Origin of the sequence: Streptomyces sp. NPDC057424, assembly GCF_042803315.1 — a bacterium.
GTDB lineage: Bacteria > Actinomycetota > Actinomycetes > Streptomycetales > Streptomycetaceae > Streptomyces.
Genome location: NZ_JBHVCP010000016.1, coordinates 34696 through 52224, shown reverse-complemented (window position 1 = coordinate 52224; position 17529 = coordinate 34696). Strand labels below are relative to the sequence as shown.

The 17529-nt window shown below is 72.8% G+C and carries 13 protein-coding genes; 6 read left to right on the top strand and 7 right to left on the bottom strand.

Annotation, left to right across the window (positions count from 1 at the left end; genetic code table 11):
- Positions 1-86: 86 nt before the first annotated feature.
- The 4 genes from ACFU3E_RS15750 (at position 87) to ACFU3E_RS15735 (ending at position 5534) form a co-directional block, all read left to right on the top strand.
- Positions 87-827 (top strand): FHA domain-containing protein, encoded by a 741-nt coding sequence (locus ACFU3E_RS15750; RefSeq protein ID WP_384157296.1) that lies wholly within the window; start codon positions 87-89, stop codon positions 825-827.
- Positions 824-2173, top strand: coding sequence for a protein kinase (locus tag ACFU3E_RS15745; RefSeq protein ID WP_384157293.1), 1350 nt, complete (start codon positions 824-826; stop codon positions 2171-2173). The genes ACFU3E_RS15750 and ACFU3E_RS15745 overlap by 4 nt, the downstream gene beginning before the upstream one ends.
- A 262-nt stretch (positions 2174-2435) precedes the next feature.
- On the top strand, positions 2436-3350 hold the full coding sequence (locus ACFU3E_RS15740; protein ID WP_384157291.1) for an ALF repeat-containing protein: 915 nt from the start codon (positions 2436-2438) through the stop codon (positions 3348-3350).
- Positions 3351-3788: 438 nt separating this feature from the next.
- A complete protein-coding gene (locus ACFU3E_RS15735) occupies positions 3789-5534 on the top strand; it encodes a protein kinase (protein ID WP_384157288.1) in 1746 nt (581 codons plus the stop codon).
- A gap of 39 nt (positions 5535-5573) precedes the next feature.
- Here the strand turns inward: ACFU3E_RS15735 and purH are convergent, their stop codons facing one another.
- Together purH and purN are read right to left on the bottom strand one after the other, a co-directional pair.
- Entirely contained in the window at positions 5574-7136 is a 1563-nt protein-coding gene (gene purH, locus ACFU3E_RS15730; protein ID WP_384157285.1) for a bifunctional phosphoribosylaminoimidazolecarboxamide formyltransferase/IMP cyclohydrolase, read from the bottom strand.
- Complete coding sequence (gene purN, locus ACFU3E_RS15725; RefSeq protein WP_384157282.1) at positions 7133-7771, bottom strand: phosphoribosylglycinamide formyltransferase; 639 nt, start codon at positions 7769-7771, stop codon at positions 7133-7135. The genes purH and purN overlap by 4 nt, the downstream gene beginning before the upstream one ends.
- A 305-nt stretch (positions 7772-8076) precedes the next feature.
- Between purN and ACFU3E_RS15720 the strand changes: the two genes are divergently transcribed.
- Positions 8077-8877 carry a hypothetical protein gene (locus ACFU3E_RS15720; RefSeq protein WP_384157279.1) on the top strand — a complete coding sequence of 267 codons (801 nt, stop codon included), beginning with the start codon at positions 8077-8079 and terminating at the stop codon, positions 8875-8877.
- 4 nt (positions 8878-8881) lie between these two features.
- Here ACFU3E_RS15720 and ACFU3E_RS15715 read toward each other — a convergent pair whose 3' ends face one another.
- A complete protein-coding gene (locus ACFU3E_RS15715; RefSeq protein ID WP_384157276.1) occupies positions 8882-10789 on the bottom strand; it encodes a DUF6350 family protein in 1908 nt (635 codons plus the stop codon).
- Positions 10790-10885: 96 nt separating this feature from the next.
- Here ACFU3E_RS15715 and ACFU3E_RS15710 point away from each other — a divergent pair, with 96 nt between their 5' ends.
- Positions 10886-12151 carry a helix-turn-helix domain-containing protein gene (locus ACFU3E_RS15710; protein ID WP_384157273.1) on the top strand — a complete coding sequence of 422 codons (1266 nt, stop codon included), beginning with the start codon at positions 10886-10888 and terminating at the stop codon, positions 12149-12151.
- Positions 12152-12211: 60 nt separating this feature from the next.
- Here the strand turns inward: ACFU3E_RS15710 and sucD are convergent, their stop codons facing one another.
- The 4 genes from sucD to ACFU3E_RS15690 all read right to left on the bottom strand — a co-directional run bounded on the left by sucD (position 12212) and on the right by ACFU3E_RS15690 (position 17493).
- Entirely contained in the window at positions 12212-13096 is an 885-nt protein-coding gene (gene sucD, locus ACFU3E_RS15705; RefSeq protein ID WP_261682880.1) for a succinate--CoA ligase subunit alpha, read from the bottom strand.
- Between the two features lie 21 nt (positions 13097-13117).
- The gene (gene sucC / locus ACFU3E_RS15700; RefSeq protein ID WP_384157270.1) at positions 13118-14296 is read right to left on the bottom strand and encodes an ADP-forming succinate--CoA ligase subunit beta; all 1179 of its coding nucleotides are present in this window, start codon (positions 14294-14296) and stop codon (positions 13118-13120) included.
- A 570-nt stretch (positions 14297-14866) separates the two neighbouring features.
- Positions 14867-16111 (bottom strand): hypothetical protein, encoded by a 1245-nt coding sequence (locus ACFU3E_RS15695; protein ID WP_384157267.1) that lies wholly within the window; start codon positions 16109-16111, stop codon positions 14867-14869.
- 215 nt (positions 16112-16326) lie between these two features.
- On the bottom strand, positions 16327-17493 hold the full coding sequence (locus ACFU3E_RS15690) for a VWA domain-containing protein (RefSeq protein ID WP_384157264.1): 1167 nt from the start codon (positions 17491-17493) through the stop codon (positions 16327-16329).
- Positions 17494-17529: the final 36 nt, after the last annotated feature.

The window sequence follows — 17529 nt, the reverse complement described above, 5'->3', positions numbered from 1 at the left end:
GCACTCGTTCAAAAACGTCCCATACCCTGCCCCTGATCGGACTGGGTCTGCGCACCCTGGCGTCAGAGGAGGAGGGGGACGACTCCATGTACAGCGTCATCGTCGTACCACCGATGTGCGGCAGCGCGGAAGGGCAGGTCAGGATGGCCGCGGGCGAGCGGCTGATGTTCGGCAGGGCCGGCACGGACGGCGGCATGACCATCGACCACGGAGGGGTGCCCCGGGTCGCCGGGGAGATCACGGCACACCGGTCCTTCTGGCTGCTGAGCAACCTCAGCGAGGACCAGACCTACGTGGTGGAGAACCCGGAGGGCGCGGGAGAACACCTCAAGATCGCGCCTGGCCGTATGGAAGCACCGGTGCCGTTCGAGTTCGCACGGGTGGTCCTGCCCGCCGCGGGAGACCTGCTCGCCTTCGACGTGTGGGCACCACGCCACGCCTTCCGCAGCGCCGACCGCCGGGGACTTCCCGGCACCGCCACGGCACCGGCGTTCGCTCTGGACCGCACCAGCCGGTACTTCGCGGTGCTGGCCGCCCTGTGCGAGCCCAGGCTGCGCGGGGAACCGCACGCGCCGCTTCCGGCGGTGGAGCAGTTGGTGGAGCGTCTGCGTCCGGTCTGGCCGGCGGTCAGCCGCTCATCCGTCTACTGGAACATCGACTACCTGGCCCTCAAACTCCGGCTGCGCCCCGGCCCCGACACCGCCGAGCCCGGCCTGCGCGTCAACGGCAAGAAGGAGTCGCTGGTCTCGCTCGCACTCCGCTTCGACCTGGTTCGCGAGGACGACCTGGTGGTCCTGGCCGCCGCGACCGGCGAGGTGGTCCGATGACCGGCCGGTCGTGCGCCGTCCCCGTCCCGAAGGGCTACCGAGTCGGCCCGTGGGAGGTGCGCGAGGCTCTGGCCTCCGGCGCGTTCGCCACCGTGTACGCGGCGCGGCTCGTCGGGGAAAGCGACCCCGAGATGCCCGGCCGGGCCGCCCTGAAGTTCCTGCCCACCGGCACCCGCACACCTCGGCAGCTACGGCACATGCGCGAACTCGCCGAACGAGAGGTGGAGTTGCTGGGCCGCCTGCGTGCGCCCCGGCTGATCCGCATGTACGACACCCTGACGGTCGACGATCCGGGGCACCCGGAGCTGGACGGCGCCACCGTGCTCGTGCTGGAGCAGGCCGAGGGCTCCCTGGACGCCGTACTGGAACACGAGCCGAGGCCGGAGTCGGGCCCGGCCCTGCTGGCCCAGATCTGCGCGGGCCTGCACCAGCTGCACCACGCGGGCTGGGTGCACGGTGACCTGAAGCCCGCCAACGTGCTGCTGCTGAAGGACGGCTCGGTACGACTGGCCGACTTCAACATGGCGGCGGAGCTGGAGGGCACGCACGCCTACGCACCCGCCTTCGCCACGCCCGACTACACCCCGCCGGAGCTGCTGTGGCCCGAGATCGACGAGCGCGGCACGCGCATCCGCCCCACCGCCGACGTCTGGTCCTTCGGTGTCCTCGCCCATGTCGTCCTCACGGGCTCCTTCCCGTTGCCGGGCGGCAGCACCGAGGCACGTACCGACGCGGCGACGCGCTACGCGCGCGGCGCGGAGGAGTTACGGCTGTCGCCCGGACTCCCCGAAGCCTGGCAGGCGATCGTCCGGGACTGTCTGGCCCCCACGCACGTGGAGCGCGTCGCCCGGGTCCCGGACGCCGGGGCACTCCTGCGCCGGGTGGAAGACGCGGCCGGGGCCTCCCGCTCGGCCCGGCTGCCGAGGCTGCGGCCCCGGCGGTGGCGGCGTCCAGTGCTGGTCGCGGCGGTCGCGGCGGTGGCGGTGCTGGGTGGGACGGCGGTGACATACGCGCTGCGCGACGAGGCTCCCGCCGCCGCGGCACCTCCCAGCTGCGAGAAGCCCGCGGTGTACGAGGACGAGAAACACGGCCGCGGCTACACCGCGGGCTGGAACGGCACCTGGGACTTCACCATCAAGCAGGGTGACGGCGGCAGCCAGGTCCGTGAGGCCCAGTGCCTGCTCAGGTATCTGCACGGCATCACCGAGGTCGGCGAGGCCGACGGGGACTTCGGCCCGCTGACCCATGGCGCGGTCGTCACGTTCCAGAAGCGGGCCGGGCTGGACGCGGACGGGGTCGTGGAGGCGAGGACGTGGGAGGAGCTGCGCAGGGGCGGGGAGGTCTGAGGCGCCGGCGCTCATCGGGCTTCCTGCAGGGCGGGAAGCCGAACGGCAACAACAAGCCCCGGAGACTGCCCGCTTCCGGCAATGAACTGCGGCGCGATCAGAGCGAGGATGTCCGCACCGGCGGATGAGGCACAGGACTCGGGGGAGGGCCGTATGCCGCGTTTCCCGATAACGCGGCAACGACCCAGCGCCTGTGCCTCATCCGCCGGTTCTGGTTCCTGTGTGAGTCCCTGTTCCCGACGTTCGCAAGGAAGGTCCACCCGTGAGACTGACCCGCGCCGCCCTGACCATAGCCGCGACCGCCCTGACGCCGGCCCTCCTGCTCACCACCCCCGCCTTCGCCGCCGACACCGCCGCCTCGTCCACCACCGTGACGGCGACGTCGGACACGGGCGGCTCCACCACGCCGGTGGACGAGATGTCCGACGACGACGTCCGCGTCGCGATCGCACGCATCATCGCCGACCCCGACACCGGCAGGGCCGTCCGCGCCGCCGCGCAGGCCGCCCTGGACGGCACCGTCGCTGACCAGCGGTACTTCCTGGAGACGGGCCGCTGGGTCGCGCAGGCCGAGGACGACCGCGTGGCCGTCGCCCGCATCCTGTTCACCGCCACGAAGAACGGCGACAAGGCGGTCATCAGGGAGGCCAACGAGGCCCTCGACGCCGGTACCCCGGAAGCCCTGCGCGCTTTCCTGGAGACCGGCTACCGCCTCGCCCAGTTCGAGGACGACCGCGTCGCCACCTTCCGCATCCTCCACATCGCCCGGCAGAACAACGACAAGGCCGTCATCAGGGAAGCCAACGAGGCCCTCGAAACCGGCACCCCCGAAGCCCTGCGCGCCTTCCTGGAGACCGGCTACCGCCTCGCCCAGTTCGAGGACGACCGCGTCGCCACCTTCCGCATCCTCCACATCGCCCGGCAGAACAACGACAAGGCCGTCATCAGGGAAGCCAACGAGGCCCTCGAAACCGGCACCCCCGAAGCCCTGCGCGCCTTCCTGGAGACCGGCTACCGCCTCGCCCAGGCCGAGGACGACCGCGTAGCCGTCGCCCGCATCCTCGCCGACCCGGCCATCAGCGACGCGCTGCGCGCTGCGGCGGAGGACGTCATCGACGGCACGCCGGAGGAGTTGCGGTACTTCCTGGAGGTCGGGCGGTACGAGGTGGACGGCTGAGCCGTCCTCCCTTCCCGTCACCGGCGGGTCGCGGAGAGCCGGCGTCCCAGGCCGACCCTGGAGAGTCACTGCGTCCAGATCGTCATCACGTGGCACGGCTTCGACGACAAGAAGGACACGGACTACTCGCCCCAGGCGTGCCCCAAGGGCAACAAGGACACGTTCGACAAGATGCCCGGCGACGGTACCCACTGGAGCCCCGCCGCCGTCAAGATCGCGATTCAGAAGGTCTGAGGGACTTCCTCCACGGCGGGGGCCGCCGTGTTCCCGCGCGTCACCGGGGGGAGGCGTGCGGCCAATCGGCTGCGGCGTCCGTCACGGGCGCCGCAGCCACCCTCTTGCGTCGCATCCGGGCCGCTCCCCGCCCCGACCCGATAGCCTCGGTCCAACTGGCGTGACGCAGGAGCACGTTGGGGAGAAACCGCATTCGGGGGAGCGATGACAGATCAGCGGCAACCTCTGCCGTCGTACACTCCGGCGTCCAGCGACGCCGCTGCCCTGAAGCAGGCCGGCGCGCGTTCGTTACGGCCCAGGGACCCGGGACGGATCGGCCCCTACATACCCGTCGGCCTCCTCGGCACCGGCGGTATGGGCCGCGTCTACCTCGCCCGTCCCGCCGACCACACCCCCGGCCTCGCCGCCGTCAAGGTGATCCGTCCCGAGTACGCCGAGGACCCCCGGTTCCGGCGGCGTTTCGAGCGGGAGGCCGCCCTGCACGCCCGGGTACGTACCGCGCAGGCGCCGCAGTTGCTCGGCACCGGATTCGACGACCCCCTGCTGTGGATGGCGACGCAGTACCTGCCCGGCCTCAACCTCGCCGACGCCGTCCGCGAGTGCGGCCCGCTCGACGTCGCCGGGGTGTGGCGACTGGTCTCCGATCTCGGGCAGGCTCTGGCGGCGCTGGCCGTCGCCGGTGTCGTGCACCGGGATCTCAAGCCGTCCAACGTGGTCCTTTCGCAGCAGGGCGCGCACGTCATCGACTTCGGCATCGCGCAGGCCACCGACAGCAGCGCGATCACCTCGACGGGGAACCGGGTCGGCACGCCCGCCTTCATGGCGCCCGAGTATCTGCGCGAGGGCCGCTGCGACGCCGCCTCCGATGTCTTCTCGCTCGCGGGAAGCCTCATCTACGCGGCCACGGGGCGCGCCCCTTTCGGTGACGGGACGGGCGTCGACGTGATGCATCGTGTCGCGTTCGAGGAGCCCGGAGCCGGCATCATGGCCGGACTCGCGGCCCGGGACGCCGGACTGGCCGCGTTGCTGTCCGCCTGCCTCTCCAAGGATCCCGCCGGCCGCCCCACCCCACAGCAGCTGACCGAGGCCGCCGAGGCCGCCGCGGGTCACCACTCCCCCTCCTGGCACGATCCGCTGGGCGGCCGGCTGCTCGCCCGGCGGCAGGCCTGCGACGTACTGGAACGTTCAGACGTGCAGGAGGCCGTCCACGAGACCGGCCGGTCGCGCACGCCGGTGCGGGGCTCGGCCGTCCCTGCCACCGGCCCCGCGCATGGTCCCACCCGCGCGAGCGGCTCCGGGCACGGGAAGCGGAAGGTGTACCTCGCCCTTGCTGTCGGTCTCGCCGTGTGCGCCGTCGTTGCAGGAACCTTCTTCCTGACCCGTCCGTCCGTCGGCGGAACCGCCTCGGCCGCACCGACAGCGGTCGCCGGCACCGCCCGCGACGGTGCTCGGACCTCCCCTGCCCCCGGTACCTCCGCCTCACCGTCGGGCGCCAAGGACAACGAGATGAAGGCAGAGGGCGGGGAGGAGAAGGAAGCCGCCTCGGGAGCGGGAGCGGACGAGGCGTCACCTGGGCCGAGGACGACCGGAGACGAAGCCACTCCCACCGCCGCCCCGGGGAACGGCGAACGCGGCGGCAGTGACGGAGGCATCCCCGCGACCGCCTCACCCACCGAGACGGCCACCGCTCCCGCCGGCCCTCCCTGGAACTCTCGGTGCACCCACTACTCCGGCACCGAGCTCACCGTCCACGGCGACCGGGGGCAACGTGTGGTCCAGGTGCAGTGCATGCTCACCCAGCGCGGCTTCAAGGTCGGCGACGGGGGCGTGGACGGGCAGTTCGGCGGTGCCACGCAGGCCGCCGTCAAGAAGTTCCAGAGGGCCAAGGGCCTCTCCGCGGACGGCGAGGTGGGACCCGGCACCTGGGCGGCGCTGCGCAGTTCGACGTAGGCGCCGATCCTGCGCGGCACCGCCCGGGTCAGGTGTGCGTCAGTGGAAGAAGTGCCGCGTCCCCGTGAAGTACATCGTGACGCCCGCCTTCTGCGCGGCCTCCACGACCAGTTCGTCGCGGACCGATCCGCCGGGCTGGACCACGGCCGTCACTCCGGCCTCGGTGAGGATCTCCAGCCCGTCCGGGAAGGGGAAGAAGGCGTCGGACGCGGCGTACGCACCCCGCGCACGCTCGGCACCGGCCCGCTCGACGGCCAGCTTCGCGGAGTCCACGCGGTTGACCTGCCCCATGCCGACGCCCACGGAGGCACCGTCCTTGGCGAGCAGGATCGCGTTGGACTTCACCGCGCGGCAGGCCTTCCAGGCGAAGGCCAGCTCGGCCAGTTCGCCGGCGCTCAGCGCCTCGCCGGTCGCCAGCGTCCAGTTGGCCGGGTCGTCGCCGTCGGCCTGGAGGCGGTCGGTCACCTGCAGCAGCGCGCCGCCGTCGATCGGCTTGACCTCGACGGGGGCGGCTGGGCCGTCGGCGCAGCGCAGCACGCGGATGTTCTTCTTCTTGGTGAGGGCCTCCAGGGCCCCGTCCTCGTAGCCGGGCGCCACGATGACCTCGGTGAAGATCTCCGCGACCTGCTCCGCCATCTCCTTGCTGACCGGGCGGTTGACCGCGATCACGCCGCCGAACGCCGACAGCGGGTCGCAGGCGTGCGCCTTGCGGTGCGCCTCGGCGACGTCCGCGCCGACGGCGATGCCGCACGGGTTGGCGTGCTTGATGATCGCGACGCACGGCTCGGTGTGGTCGTACGCGGCACGGCGGGCGGCGTCCGTGTCCGTGTAGTTGTTGTACGACATCTCCTTGCCGTGCAGCTGCTCGGCCTGGGCGAGGCCGCCCGTGCCGGAGACGTACAGCGCGGCCGGCTGGTGAGGGTTCTCGCCGTAGCGCAGGGTGTGCTCGCGCTCCCAGGTGGCGCCGAGGAAGTCGGGGAACCGCGACTCGTCGACGGGCGCGTAGGAGGAGGCGAACCAGGAGGCGACGGCGACGTCGTAGGCGGCCGTGTGCTGGAAGGCCTCTGCGGCGAGCCGCTTGCGGGTGGCGAGGTCGAAGCCACCGGTCTGGACGGCCTTGAGCACATCGGCGTACCGGGCCGGGCTGGTGACGACCGCGACCGACGGGTGGTTCTTCGCGGCGGCCCGGACCATCGACGGCCCGCCGATGTCGATCTGCTCCACGCACTCGTCGGGCGAGGCACCGGAGGCGACGGTCTCGCGGAACGGGTAGAGGTTGACGACGACGAGGTCGAACGGCTCGACACCCAGCTCGGCGAGCTGCTCGCGGTGGCTGTCCAGGCGCAGGTCGGCGAGGATGCCCGCGTGCACGCGCGGGTGCAGCGTCTTGACGCGGCCGTCCAGGCACTCGGGGAAGCCGGTGAGCTCCTCGACCTTGGTGACGGGGACGCCGGCAGCGGCGATCTTCGCGGCGGTGGAGCCGGTGGAGACGAGCTCGACCCCGGCCTCGTGGAGCCCGCGCGCGAGGTCCTCGAGCCCGGTCTTGTCGTAGACGCTGACGAGCGCCCGGCGAAGGGGCCGCTTGTTGCTCTCGGCGGTCACTGGATAACTACCTTTCGTCCCTCAATGCGATAGCCGTTGCGGGCGAGGCGCCCCACGACCTCGACGAGCAGCCTTCGCTCGACTTCCTTGATGCGCTCGTGCAGAGCGCCTTCGTCGTCCTCGTCCCGGATCTCCACCACGCCCTGCGCGATGATCGGCCCGGTGTCGACGCCGTCGTCGACGAAGTGGACGGTGCAGCCGGTGACCTTGGCGCCGTACGCGAGCGCGTCCCGCACGCCGTGGGCTCCGGGGAAACTGGGCAGCAAAGCAGGGTGGGTGTTGACGAACCGACCACCGAACCGGGCCAGGAACTCCTTGCCGACGATCTTCATGAACCCGGCGGAGACGACGAGGTCGGGCTCGTGGGCGGCGACGGCCTCGGCGAGGGCGGCGTCCCACTCCTCGCGGCTGCCGTGGTCCTTGACCTTGCAGACGAAGACCGGCAGCCCGGCGCGCTCGGCACGCGCCAGTCCCTCGATGCCCTCGCGGTCCGCGCCGACGGCCACGACCTCGGCCCCGTACGCCTGCGCGCCGACGGCGGCGATCTCGTCGAGCAGCGCCTGCAGGTTGGTGCCGGATCCGGAGACCAGCACGACGAGGCGCTTGGCGCGCGGGGCCACGGGCTTGGCGGCCACGGTGGGGGCCTTTCTCGGGGGAGCGTCTGTCCAAGGTGACCGGCGCTTGACGTTTTGTACATTCATACGAATGCTTTGCGTCCCCGGATACGGGGAAGCCTACGAACCGGCCGACCGTCAGCAACGATACCGGCACATCGGACGGCCCCCACGGGACGGGGGCATGGCCGGAAGGTAGCGTCTGGACGGAGCCGGTTCGGGAACGACGTCCGGACGTGGTGCGTTCAGAAGGTGACGGACCCGGGTCCGACGCTGTTCCGTTCTGTCCACTCATTCCTCCTCACCAACGGGAAGACGCTCACCTGATGCCGGACCGCAGCCTGCGACTCCTCACGTCCCTCCCCCAGCTGTCTTCGCAGGGAGGGGAGCGCGGCGCCGTGCTGCTGCGGGAGCGCCCCAGCTCACCGCCCGACGCGCCGTCGGGCGGCGACGGCGGGCAGGGACCGGGGCGCGGGTCCCAGGAGGACAACCCCTTCGCCCCGCCGCCCGAGGGCACGCCGGACCGGCCCTGGCAGCCGCGGCGCCCCTCGGGTGAGGACTCCCACGACTCCCCGGACGGTGACGTGCGCGACCGCTCGCCCTGGGGCAGCCAGTGGAGCGACCAGCAGCCCGGCCGCTCCTCCGGCGGCTTCGGTGAGCGGCCCCGCGGCGGGCCCGAGAACCAGGGCGGCGGCCCCCAGAGCGGCGGCCCGAACATGCGCTGGGACCCGACGGATCCCACGCAGCGCCGGGCACGCTACGCCCTGCTGTCGGGCATGTGGGCCTTCTTCTTCGCCCTCTTCAACTGGCCGTACGTGGCGCTGCTGCTCGGCGCGCTCGCCCTCTACTGGGCCATCAGCTCCCTGCGCGCGGGGCCCCGCAAGCCCGACCCGGACTCCCCCGCCCCCGAGCAGCAGAGCGGCGGCCGCCCCCAGACGACGGCGGCGGTGAGCGGCCTGGTCACGGCCTCCCTGGCGATCGCCCTGGTCGCCGCGTCCTTCACGGCGCAGCTGGTCTACCGCGACTACTACACGTGCACCAACGACGCCCTCACCAACGAGGCGAAGCAGTCCTGCTCCCAGCTTCTGCCGGAGGAGCTCAGGGGGCTGCTGGGGACGGACGACTGACGCCTCAGGCACTTTCCGGCGGGGCGGACCGGTCGGGCGGGGCCGGGGCGTCATACGGCTCGGGCGCCGGGTCGGACTGCAGGAAGTCGTAGAGCTCGAAGTCCCTCTCGCGATCCTGGCCCCGCGGGCCGTACGGGGTGTCGTGCCCGAAGGGCGCCCGGGGGACGTGGGGCGCGTCCGGTGCGTCGTGCCCGAAGGGCGTGTGAGAGGCGTCGAGCGTGTCCGGTGCGGGGCCCGAGGGGTGAGGCGCCGGGTTCGCCGGTGCGGAGTCACGTCCGGCCGGTTTGCTGCTCTCGGCACCCCACGCGGCTCCAAGATCTCCGACGCCCCAAAGCCCTCCGGGATCCTCGGCTCCCCCAGCCGGTCCGGCGCCCCCGGCCCGTCCGGCTCCCCGGGCGCCCTCGGCGGCTCCGGCGCCCCCGGCCACCCCCGCGACCCCGGCGACCCCGGTACGCGTGAACCAGCCGCGGCCTCGCTTCCGGAACCGCCCCTCCCCCTTGGCGCCTCCGGCCGCTTCCTCCCGCTGCCTGCCGATCTTCGGCTCCTCCGCCCCGGGCGTCCGGCACCGCCAGGCCCGCACGCCCACCGCCGTAGGGATCGCCAGCAGCCCCAACCAGGCCAGCGTCGCGGCGGCGACCTGCCACCACACCGGGCCGAAGCGGGACAGCACGGCAGAGCCGAGCGGGCCGCCCGACAGCGCGGACAGCCCCGCGAGCACGGCCGCGCAGAGCACCGCCGCCAGCGCGGCGGCCCGGGCGGTGCGGCCGGTCGACCAGACCGCGGCCCGCGCGCCCCCCGGCCTCGTCCCGCCGCGTTCCGCGGATGCCGCCCCGTTGCCCACCGTCCAGCCCACGACCACCGCGGCGACCACCGGTACCGCCCCGGCCGCCCAGTGCACCGGCGTCCCCGCCCCCGCCTCCGGCACCGCCGCCAGCAGCGGAAACGGCGGCAGGAACGGAGCCGGTGCCGAGGACAGCGGGCCGACCGCGTGACCGGCCCCGAGGGCGAAGCCCGGGCCGAGGGCGTACGCGGTGCCCCACACCGCCGCGTTCGGGACCAGGGCCGCGCACAGCAGCACTACCGCGAACCGCCCCGACCACCCCTCGGTCAGCCCGAGCAACGACGCCTGGGTCGCCGCCCCATGGCCCACCAGCGACACCGCCACCAGCAACGCGCCGCCCCCGAGCAGCACCGCCACCCCGGCCGCCGCGGCCCGGGCCGCGACTCCCGGGCGCCCGTCCGGGCCGAGCACCAGCGGGCGCACTCCCACCGGCAGTACGCCCAGCAGCCGCCGCAGCGGCCGGCCCGGACGGCCGTACGCCGACCACACGCCCGCCCCCGCCGCCACGCCGGCGACCAGCGGGACGCACACCCCCGTCCACACCCACACCGGCCGCAGCACACCGCCTGCGGCGTAGAGGGCGGCGGGCGCGGCGACGGTGAGGTAGCCGAGGACGACGCCCGTCCACGCGATGCGAGGGGGGACCAGGGGCGGGCTCGCGGCCACCTCGACGTCCTCCTCGAAGCCGTCGTCCTCGTTCCCTCCCCCGCCGTCCGTGGCATCCCGCGCCGCCCGGTGCAACAGCCACACCGGCAGTGTGAGCAGCAGCAGGGGCGGGAGGCCGAGGGGGGCGGGGACGCCGGAGAGCGTGTCGGTGCGGACCAGTTCGGCACCGTGCGCCAGCAGCCACAGCGCCGCCGCCACGTGCATGGCGCCACCGGGCCCGCTGTCCGGGTAGGGCGAGCTGATCCACAGCAGCATCACGAGCACGGCGAACGCCGCCAGTCCGAGGCCCGCCGCGAGCGCACCGCCCATGAGGCCGCCGACCAGGCCGGGCGAACGGTCGCGCATCCGGGTGAGCAGGGGCGACGGCGAACGCCGGCGCGCGGTCATCTCGATCACGACCGCCATGCTCCCAACGACACGCGCTTTCCCGTCGTAACAGGCGAACCATCGCTGTGTCGCTCAATATACGTTTATGTACTTTTCCGGACGGAGGGGCGCCCGGTGACGCAGAGCCCTGCCATCCCGCTCCCCCCACCCAAGGAACGCCGACGTCTGCGCGAGGCCGCCTCGCTGACGCGTGCTCAGCTGGCCTCCCGGGTGGGCGTCACCAGCGAGACGGTGCGCGGGTGGGAGACCGGCCGCTCCACGCCGCGCGGCCGCAAGGGGGAGAAGTACGCGAAGCTGCTCAACTCGCTGGGTGACGAGACGGAGGTGACGCCTCCTCAGGACGGCGCCGCCGATGCCGACGGCCCGGAACCGGCGCCCGGGGCGGCGGCCTCACGGCGAGGCGCCCGGGCCAGGCGCAGGGCCACCGCCACCGACCGGAAGCGACCCGCCGCGAAGGACCGGGACCGCGGCCCCGTCACGGTCCCCGACCGGAGCCACAACCCCGTCCCGCACGGACACCGCGTCATCCTCACCGAGCGCCCGCGCACCACGCCCCCGCGCCGGCCGGACGACGCCGTCTCCGCTCTGACCCCCGATCAGGCCTTCGACGCGCTGTACGCCTTCTGCGCCCCCGCGCTCGTCCGGCAGACCTATCTGCTGACCGGCCGCCGTGAACTGGCCCGGGAGTCGGTGGAGCGGGCCTTCCAGATCGCCTGGCAGCGCTGGCCCGAGGTGGCCCGCGACCGCGACCCGGCGGGGTGGGTACGCGCGATGGCGTACGAGTGCGCGCTCTCCCCGTGGCACCGGTTCCGGCCGCGCTACCGGCACCCCGAGCCGCCGCCACCCGACGCGTTCGACCGGGCTCTGATGGACACCCTGCTGAAGCTCCCGCCGTCCTACCGCCGCACGCTGGTGCTCTACGACGGGGTCGGGCTCGGCCTGCCGGAGACGGCGGCGGAGACGGAGGCGAGCACCCGCGCGGCCGTGAACCGCCTGGCGCACGCACGCGAGGCGGTCGCCGAGCGGCTGCCGGAGCTGGCGGACCCGGAAACGCTGCACTGGCGGCTGGTCGAACTGGCCTCCACCGAGCGGCTGCGAGCCGCCAAGCCCCCGGTCGTGCGGAAGGGCGGGGAACGCCGGGCCCGCTTCTGGACCCGGGCCGCCATCGCCTTCACCGTCGCCCTGATCGGCGCCACGGCCCTCACCGCCCGCACGGCCCCCACCCACTACGAACCACCCGTACCGGCGGGAGAGACGGTTCAGGGCGTACCACCACCGGTCGCGCCCGGACCGCTGTCGGAGTCGGAGCGGGAACTGCGCGCGAAGCTGCGCAAGGAGGAACAGAAGGGGCCGGAGCGGTTGATGCCGCAGCCGCGGTAACAAGGGAGTGGGCCCGCCCCCGTACGGGGGCGGGCCCATCAGCGCGCGTGACGGCGATGTTCAGCCGGCGAGGATCGCGCGCGCCAGCTTCGCCGTCTCGGTCGGGGTCTTGCCGACCTTGACCCCGGCGGCCTCAAGGGCCTCCTTCTTCGCGGCGGCCGTGCCGGAGGAGCCGGAGACGATGGCGCCGGCGTGGCCCATGGTCTTGCCCTCGGGCGCGGTGAAGCCCGCGACGTAGCCGACGACCGGCTTCGTCACGTTCTCCTTGATGAAGGCCGCGGCCCGCTCCTCGGCGTCGCCGCCGATCTCACCGATCATGACGATCAGGTCGGTGTCGGGGTCGGCCTCGAACGCGGCGAGGGCGTCGATGTGGGTCGTCCCGATGACCGGGTCGCCACCGATGCCGACGGCCGAGGAGAAGCCGATGTCCCGCAGCTCGTACATCATCTGGTACGTCAGCGTGCCGGACTTCGAGACCAGACCGATGCGGCCCGGCTTGGTGATGTCGCCCGGGATGATGCCGGCGTTGGACTGGCCCGGCGTGATGAGACCGGGGCAGTTCGGGCCGATGATCCGGGTCTTGTTGCCCTGGGACACGGCGTACGCGTAGAACGCGGCCGAGTCGTGGACCGCGATGCCCTCGGTGATGACGACCGCGAGGGGGATCTCGGCGTCGATGGCCTCGACGACGGCCGCCTTGGCGAAGGCCGGCGGGACGAAGAGGACGGACACGTTGGCGCCCGTCTTCTCGATCGCCTCGGCGACCGTGCCGAAGACCGGGATGTCGTTGCCGTCGATGTCGACGGACGTGCCCGCCTTGCGGGGGTTCACGCCACCGACGATGTTCGTGCCGTCGGCCAGCATGAGCTTGGTGTGCTTCATGCCCGTGGCACCGGTCATGCCCTGGACGATGACCTTGCTGTCCTTGTTGAGGAAGATAGCCATGGCTGTTTAGTCCCTCGTCCCTTACTTCGCAGCCGCGAGCTCGGCGGCCTTGTCGGCCGCTCCGTCCATGGTGTCCACGCGCTGCACCAGCGGGTGGTTGGCGTCGGAGAGGATCTTGCGACCCAGCTCGGCGTTGTTGCCGTCCAGACGGACGACGAGGGGCTTGGTGACGTCCTCGCCCCTGTCCTTGAGCAGCTGCAGCGCCTGCACGATGCCGTTGGCGACCTCGTCGCAGGCGGTGATGCCACCGAAGACGTTGACGAAGACGGACTTGACGTCCGGGTCGCCGAGGATGATCTCCAGGCCGTTCGCCATGACGGCGGCGGAGGCGCCACCACCGATGTCGAGGAAGTTGGCCGGCTTCACGCCGCCGTGCGCCTCACCGGCGTACGCGACGACGTCCAGGGTGCTCATGACGAGACCCGCGCCGTTGCCGATGATGCCGACCTCGCCGTCGAGCTTGACGTAGTTGAGGTTCTTCTCCTTGGCGGCGGCCTCGAGCGGGTTGGCCGCGGCCTTGTCCTGGAGGGCCTCGTGCTCCGGCTGACGGAACTCGGCGTTCTCGTCCAGGGAGACCTTGCCGTCCAGGGCGATGACGTCACCGGAGGCGACCTTGGCCAGCGGGTTGACCTCGACCAGGAGGGCGTCCTCCTCGATGAAGGTGTCCCACAGCTTGACCAGGACGTTCACGACCTTGTCGGCGACCTCGGCCGGGAACTTGGCGGTCGCGACGATCTCGCGGGCCTTCTCCTCGGTCACGCCCTCGTTGGCGTCGATCGGCGTCTTGGCGACGGCCTCGGGGCGCGTGGCCGCCACCTCCTCGATCTCCACGCCGCCCTCGACGGAGGCGATGGAGAGGAAGGTGCGGTTGGCACGGTCCAGGAGGAAGGAGACGTAGTACTCCTCAAGGATCTCCGGGGCCGTCTCGGCGATCATCACCTTGTGGACCGTGTGGCCCTTGATGTCCATGCCGAGGATGTTGGTCGCGTGCTCGACCGCCTCGTCGGCGGTGGCGGCGAGCTTCACGCCGCCGGCCTTGCCACGGCCGCCGACCTTCACCTGGGCCTTGACGACGGACTTGCCACCGAGGCGCTCGGTGGCTGCGCGGGCCGCCTCAGGCGTGTCGATGACTTCACCGGCCAGCACCGGTACATCGTGCTTGGCGAAGAGGTCCCTCGCCTGGTACTCGAACAGGTCCACGCGCTTCCGTCCCTATCAGTGATCTCGCGGTTCGTTGTCTGCGTGGGCGTGCCGCGAGGGCAACGTGACGTCCGCTGTCTGTCACAAGGGAGGCGCACACGGTGTCCGAGCGCGCGGCATGTCCGTCTCGCAGGTTATCGCTGCTTCCGCGAGGCCTCTAAATCGAGGGTCACACCTGAGCGGTGATACCTGTCACATGATGTCGCACTCTCTGGCACGGGGTGCCGGAGGTGAGGGGCCTCACCGGGCTGGGGTTGACCCGGTGAGGCCCGCCGGACACCTCCGAAGGAGCACGAAGGCCCTGTTCAGGGCCCGCTCTCCGGGGCGCGGGGCGGTGCTCCCCACCCCAATGGGGACCACCCGCCCCATCCACGAGGTTTCGGCCTCGGACCACCGACGGTTTTCGGCCGTCCGGAGGTGGCGCCTCGTGAAGCACTGGGAGGGGGAGGGGTGCCGGTGGGGCACCCCGGGCGGGGTCGGCCGACGAGGCTCTTCGCCCCTGGGGGGCCGGGCCAGCGGCGGGGCGACCCCGGCGGTCTCTCCGTCCGCTCCAGCCGGGGAAGATCCGCTCTAGCCGGGGAAGAGGGGGACGTCCCGGTGACCGCACCGGGCACCGCCAGCGAGAGCGCGGCCCGCGGCACCGGGGACGAGCCTGAGCGGCGCTCCGGGGCTCGGGGTGACGGCGTGAGCGTCGCCGTGCCGCGGTGAGCCGTTGTCGGCCAGGAACCGGCTGCCGAGCGCGCCGTCGGGACGACCGCCGGACGCGTGTCCGGCGGTCGTGGTACGTCCGGCGTGCGTGGACGGTTCCGGGCGGTCTGGGCGGTCTGGGCGGCCTGGGCGGCTGGTGTGGTCGGCGAGGTTTGCGTGAGCTCCGTGTCTGACGTGGTGGGTGTGAGGATCGGAGACCATCGGGCCCGCGTGGACGGCGTAGGGCTCCTTGCCGTGGGCCGGGGGGCCCGGCGTCCCGGGCCGCCTCGGGGAGCCGGTCCCACCCGCCGTCGGCGCCGTCGTCCCACCCCTCTGCGGGTCAGCCGTGACCGGGACGGGGAGGGGGCGGCCGGGGAGCTCCGGGTTGCTGGGGAACCCGGGGAACGCGGGGAGAGCGGGCGCCTCCGGGTGGGCGACGTCACTGCCGGGGGGCGCGGGCAGACCCGGCAGCCCCGGCAGCCCGGGCGACTCGGGCGGTCCCGGGAGAACGGGCAGCCCGGGTGACTGGGGATGTCCCGGGAGCGCGGGCAGCGCGGGTGAGCCGGACAGGCCCGGAAGCGCCGTCAGCCCGGGTGAGCCGGACAGTCCTGGCAAGGAGGGCGGCGCCGGCATGTCGGCCGTAACCGGGAGGTGCGGCAGGGGTGGGAGGTCGGGCAGCACCGGGCCCGACGGTGGCTTGGGCAGCACCGGGCCCGACGGTGGCTTGGGCAGCACCGGGTGCGTCGGCTGCGTGGGCAGCTCCGGGTGCTCCACGTGCGGCGGCTGCTCGGCGCGCGACGGCCGCCGGGGCTGCTGTGACCGCAGGGACGAGGACGGCGGGACCTCCACCCGGGTGTCTGGCAGCCCCTCGCCCACCGCCTCCCCCACAGCACCGGCACTCCGAGCAAGCCGGTGCCCCGAACCCCCGGGGATGTGAACGCCGACGGTCTGCCCGGCCCGGCCCTCCGGCAGCGCCCCTCCGCCGTTCTCCGCATGGGCCCGCTCCTCCGACAGCAGCCCGAAGACCAGCAACCCGGCCAGCAACAGCGTCACTTGGAGCGCACGCCGCCCGGCCGCCGTGCGCAGCGTGCGCAACGCGGCATCGGGCAGGGCTGCTGACCAGCTCAAGAGGGGGAGCTTCCTCCCGTGCGACGGAAGCGGTACCGCCGGGCCGTCACCACGCACGGCCAGGCAGGCGCCGATCCTCGCACGGGAGTGCGGAGGTTGCGCAAGCCCTTGCTACCGATGGACCGTCATGTCCGTTTTGCTGCTCCGCGTCGGACGACGACGCATCGGCCAGCCGCCGTCTTCCCCCTCACGCCAGGCCCTTCACGCCGGGCCCTTCACGCCGCGTCCGGTATCGGCAGCGGCCGCTTCTCGATCGCCGCCGCCATCACCTCCGGGAACAGATCGGGCGTGCACGCGAACGCCGGTGCCCCCAGCGCCGCGAGCGCCGCCGCGTGCTCCCGGTCGTACGCCGGTGCTCCCTCGTCCGAGAGCGCCAGCAGCGTCACGAACTGCACCCCCGACGCCTTCATCGCGGAGACCCGCTTGAGCATCTCGTGGCGAATGCCGCCCTCGTAGAGGTCGCTGATCAGCACGACCACCGTCTCCGCGGGCCGGGTGATCTGCGACTGGCAGTACGCGAGCGCCCGGTTGATGTCCGTGCCACCGCCGAGCTGCGTGCCGAACAGCACGTCGACCGGGTCGTCCAGCTGGTCCGTGAGATCGACGACCGCCGTGTCGAAGACGACGAGTCGCGTGGAGATCGTCCGCATCGAGGCGAGCACCGCCCCGAACACCGATGCGTACACGACCGATGCCGCCATGGATCCCGACTGGTCGATACAGAGGATGACCTCCTTCTTCGTGGACTGGGCAGCCCGCCCGAACCCGATGAGCCGCTCCGGCACGATCGTTCGGTACTCGGGCAGGTAGTGCTTGAGGTTGGCCGCGATGGTGCGGTTCCAGTCGATGTCGTGGTGGCGGGGCCGGCTGGTCCGGGCGCTGCGGTCGAGCGCGCCGGTGAGGGTGGCCCGGGTACGGGTGGCCAGCCGCTTCTCCAGGTCCTCGACGACCTTGCGCACGACGGCCCGGGCCGTCTCCTTCGTCGTCTCCGGCATCGCCTTGTTGAGTGACAGCAGCGTGCCGACGAGGTGCACGTCCGCCTCTACCGCCTCCAGCATCTCGGGCTCCAGCAGCAGCGTGGCGAGTCCGAGCCGGTCGATGGCGTCGCGCTGCATGACCTGCACGACGGACGAGGGGAAGTACGTCCGGATGTCCCCGAGCCAGCGCGCCACGGACGGTGCCGACGTCCCGAGCCCCGCCGAACGGTCCCGGCCCCCTTGTGACCTGCCGTCCTTCCTGCCGTAGAGGGCGGTGAGCGCTCCGTCCATGGCCGCGTCCCGCCCCGACAGCGCGCACCCCGTGCCGTCCGCCGCGTCGCCCCCGAGGACGAGCCGCCAGCGCCGCAGCCGCTCCTGCGCCGGGTCCGTGATCTCGGACGTCATCCCCGTCCTCCCTTGCGAGGCCGTTCCCACAGCGGG

Coding starts and splice junctions, on each gene's coding strand:
- ACFU3E_RS15690 (WP_384157264.1), bottom strand. CDS start 17,493: ATGACGTCCGAGATCACGGACCCGGCGCAGGAGCGGCTGCGGCGCTGG.
- ACFU3E_RS15750 (WP_384157296.1), top strand. CDS start 87: ATGTACAGCGTCATCGTCGTACCACCGATGTGCGGCAGCGCGGAAGGG.
- sucD (WP_261682880.1), bottom strand. CDS start 13,096: ATGGCTATCTTCCTCAACAAGGACAGCAAGGTCATCGTCCAGGGCATG.
- ACFU3E_RS15715 (WP_384157276.1), bottom strand. CDS start 10,789: ATGGCGGTCGTGATCGAGATGACCGCGCGCCGGCGTTCGCCGTCGCCC.
- ACFU3E_RS15720 (WP_384157279.1), top strand. CDS start 8,077: ATGCCGGACCGCAGCCTGCGACTCCTCACGTCCCTCCCCCAGCTGTCT.
- ACFU3E_RS15735 (WP_384157288.1), top strand. CDS start 3,789: ATGACAGATCAGCGGCAACCTCTGCCGTCGTACACTCCGGCGTCCAGC.
- ACFU3E_RS15745 (WP_384157293.1), top strand. CDS start 824: ATGACCGGCCGGTCGTGCGCCGTCCCCGTCCCGAAGGGCTACCGAGTC.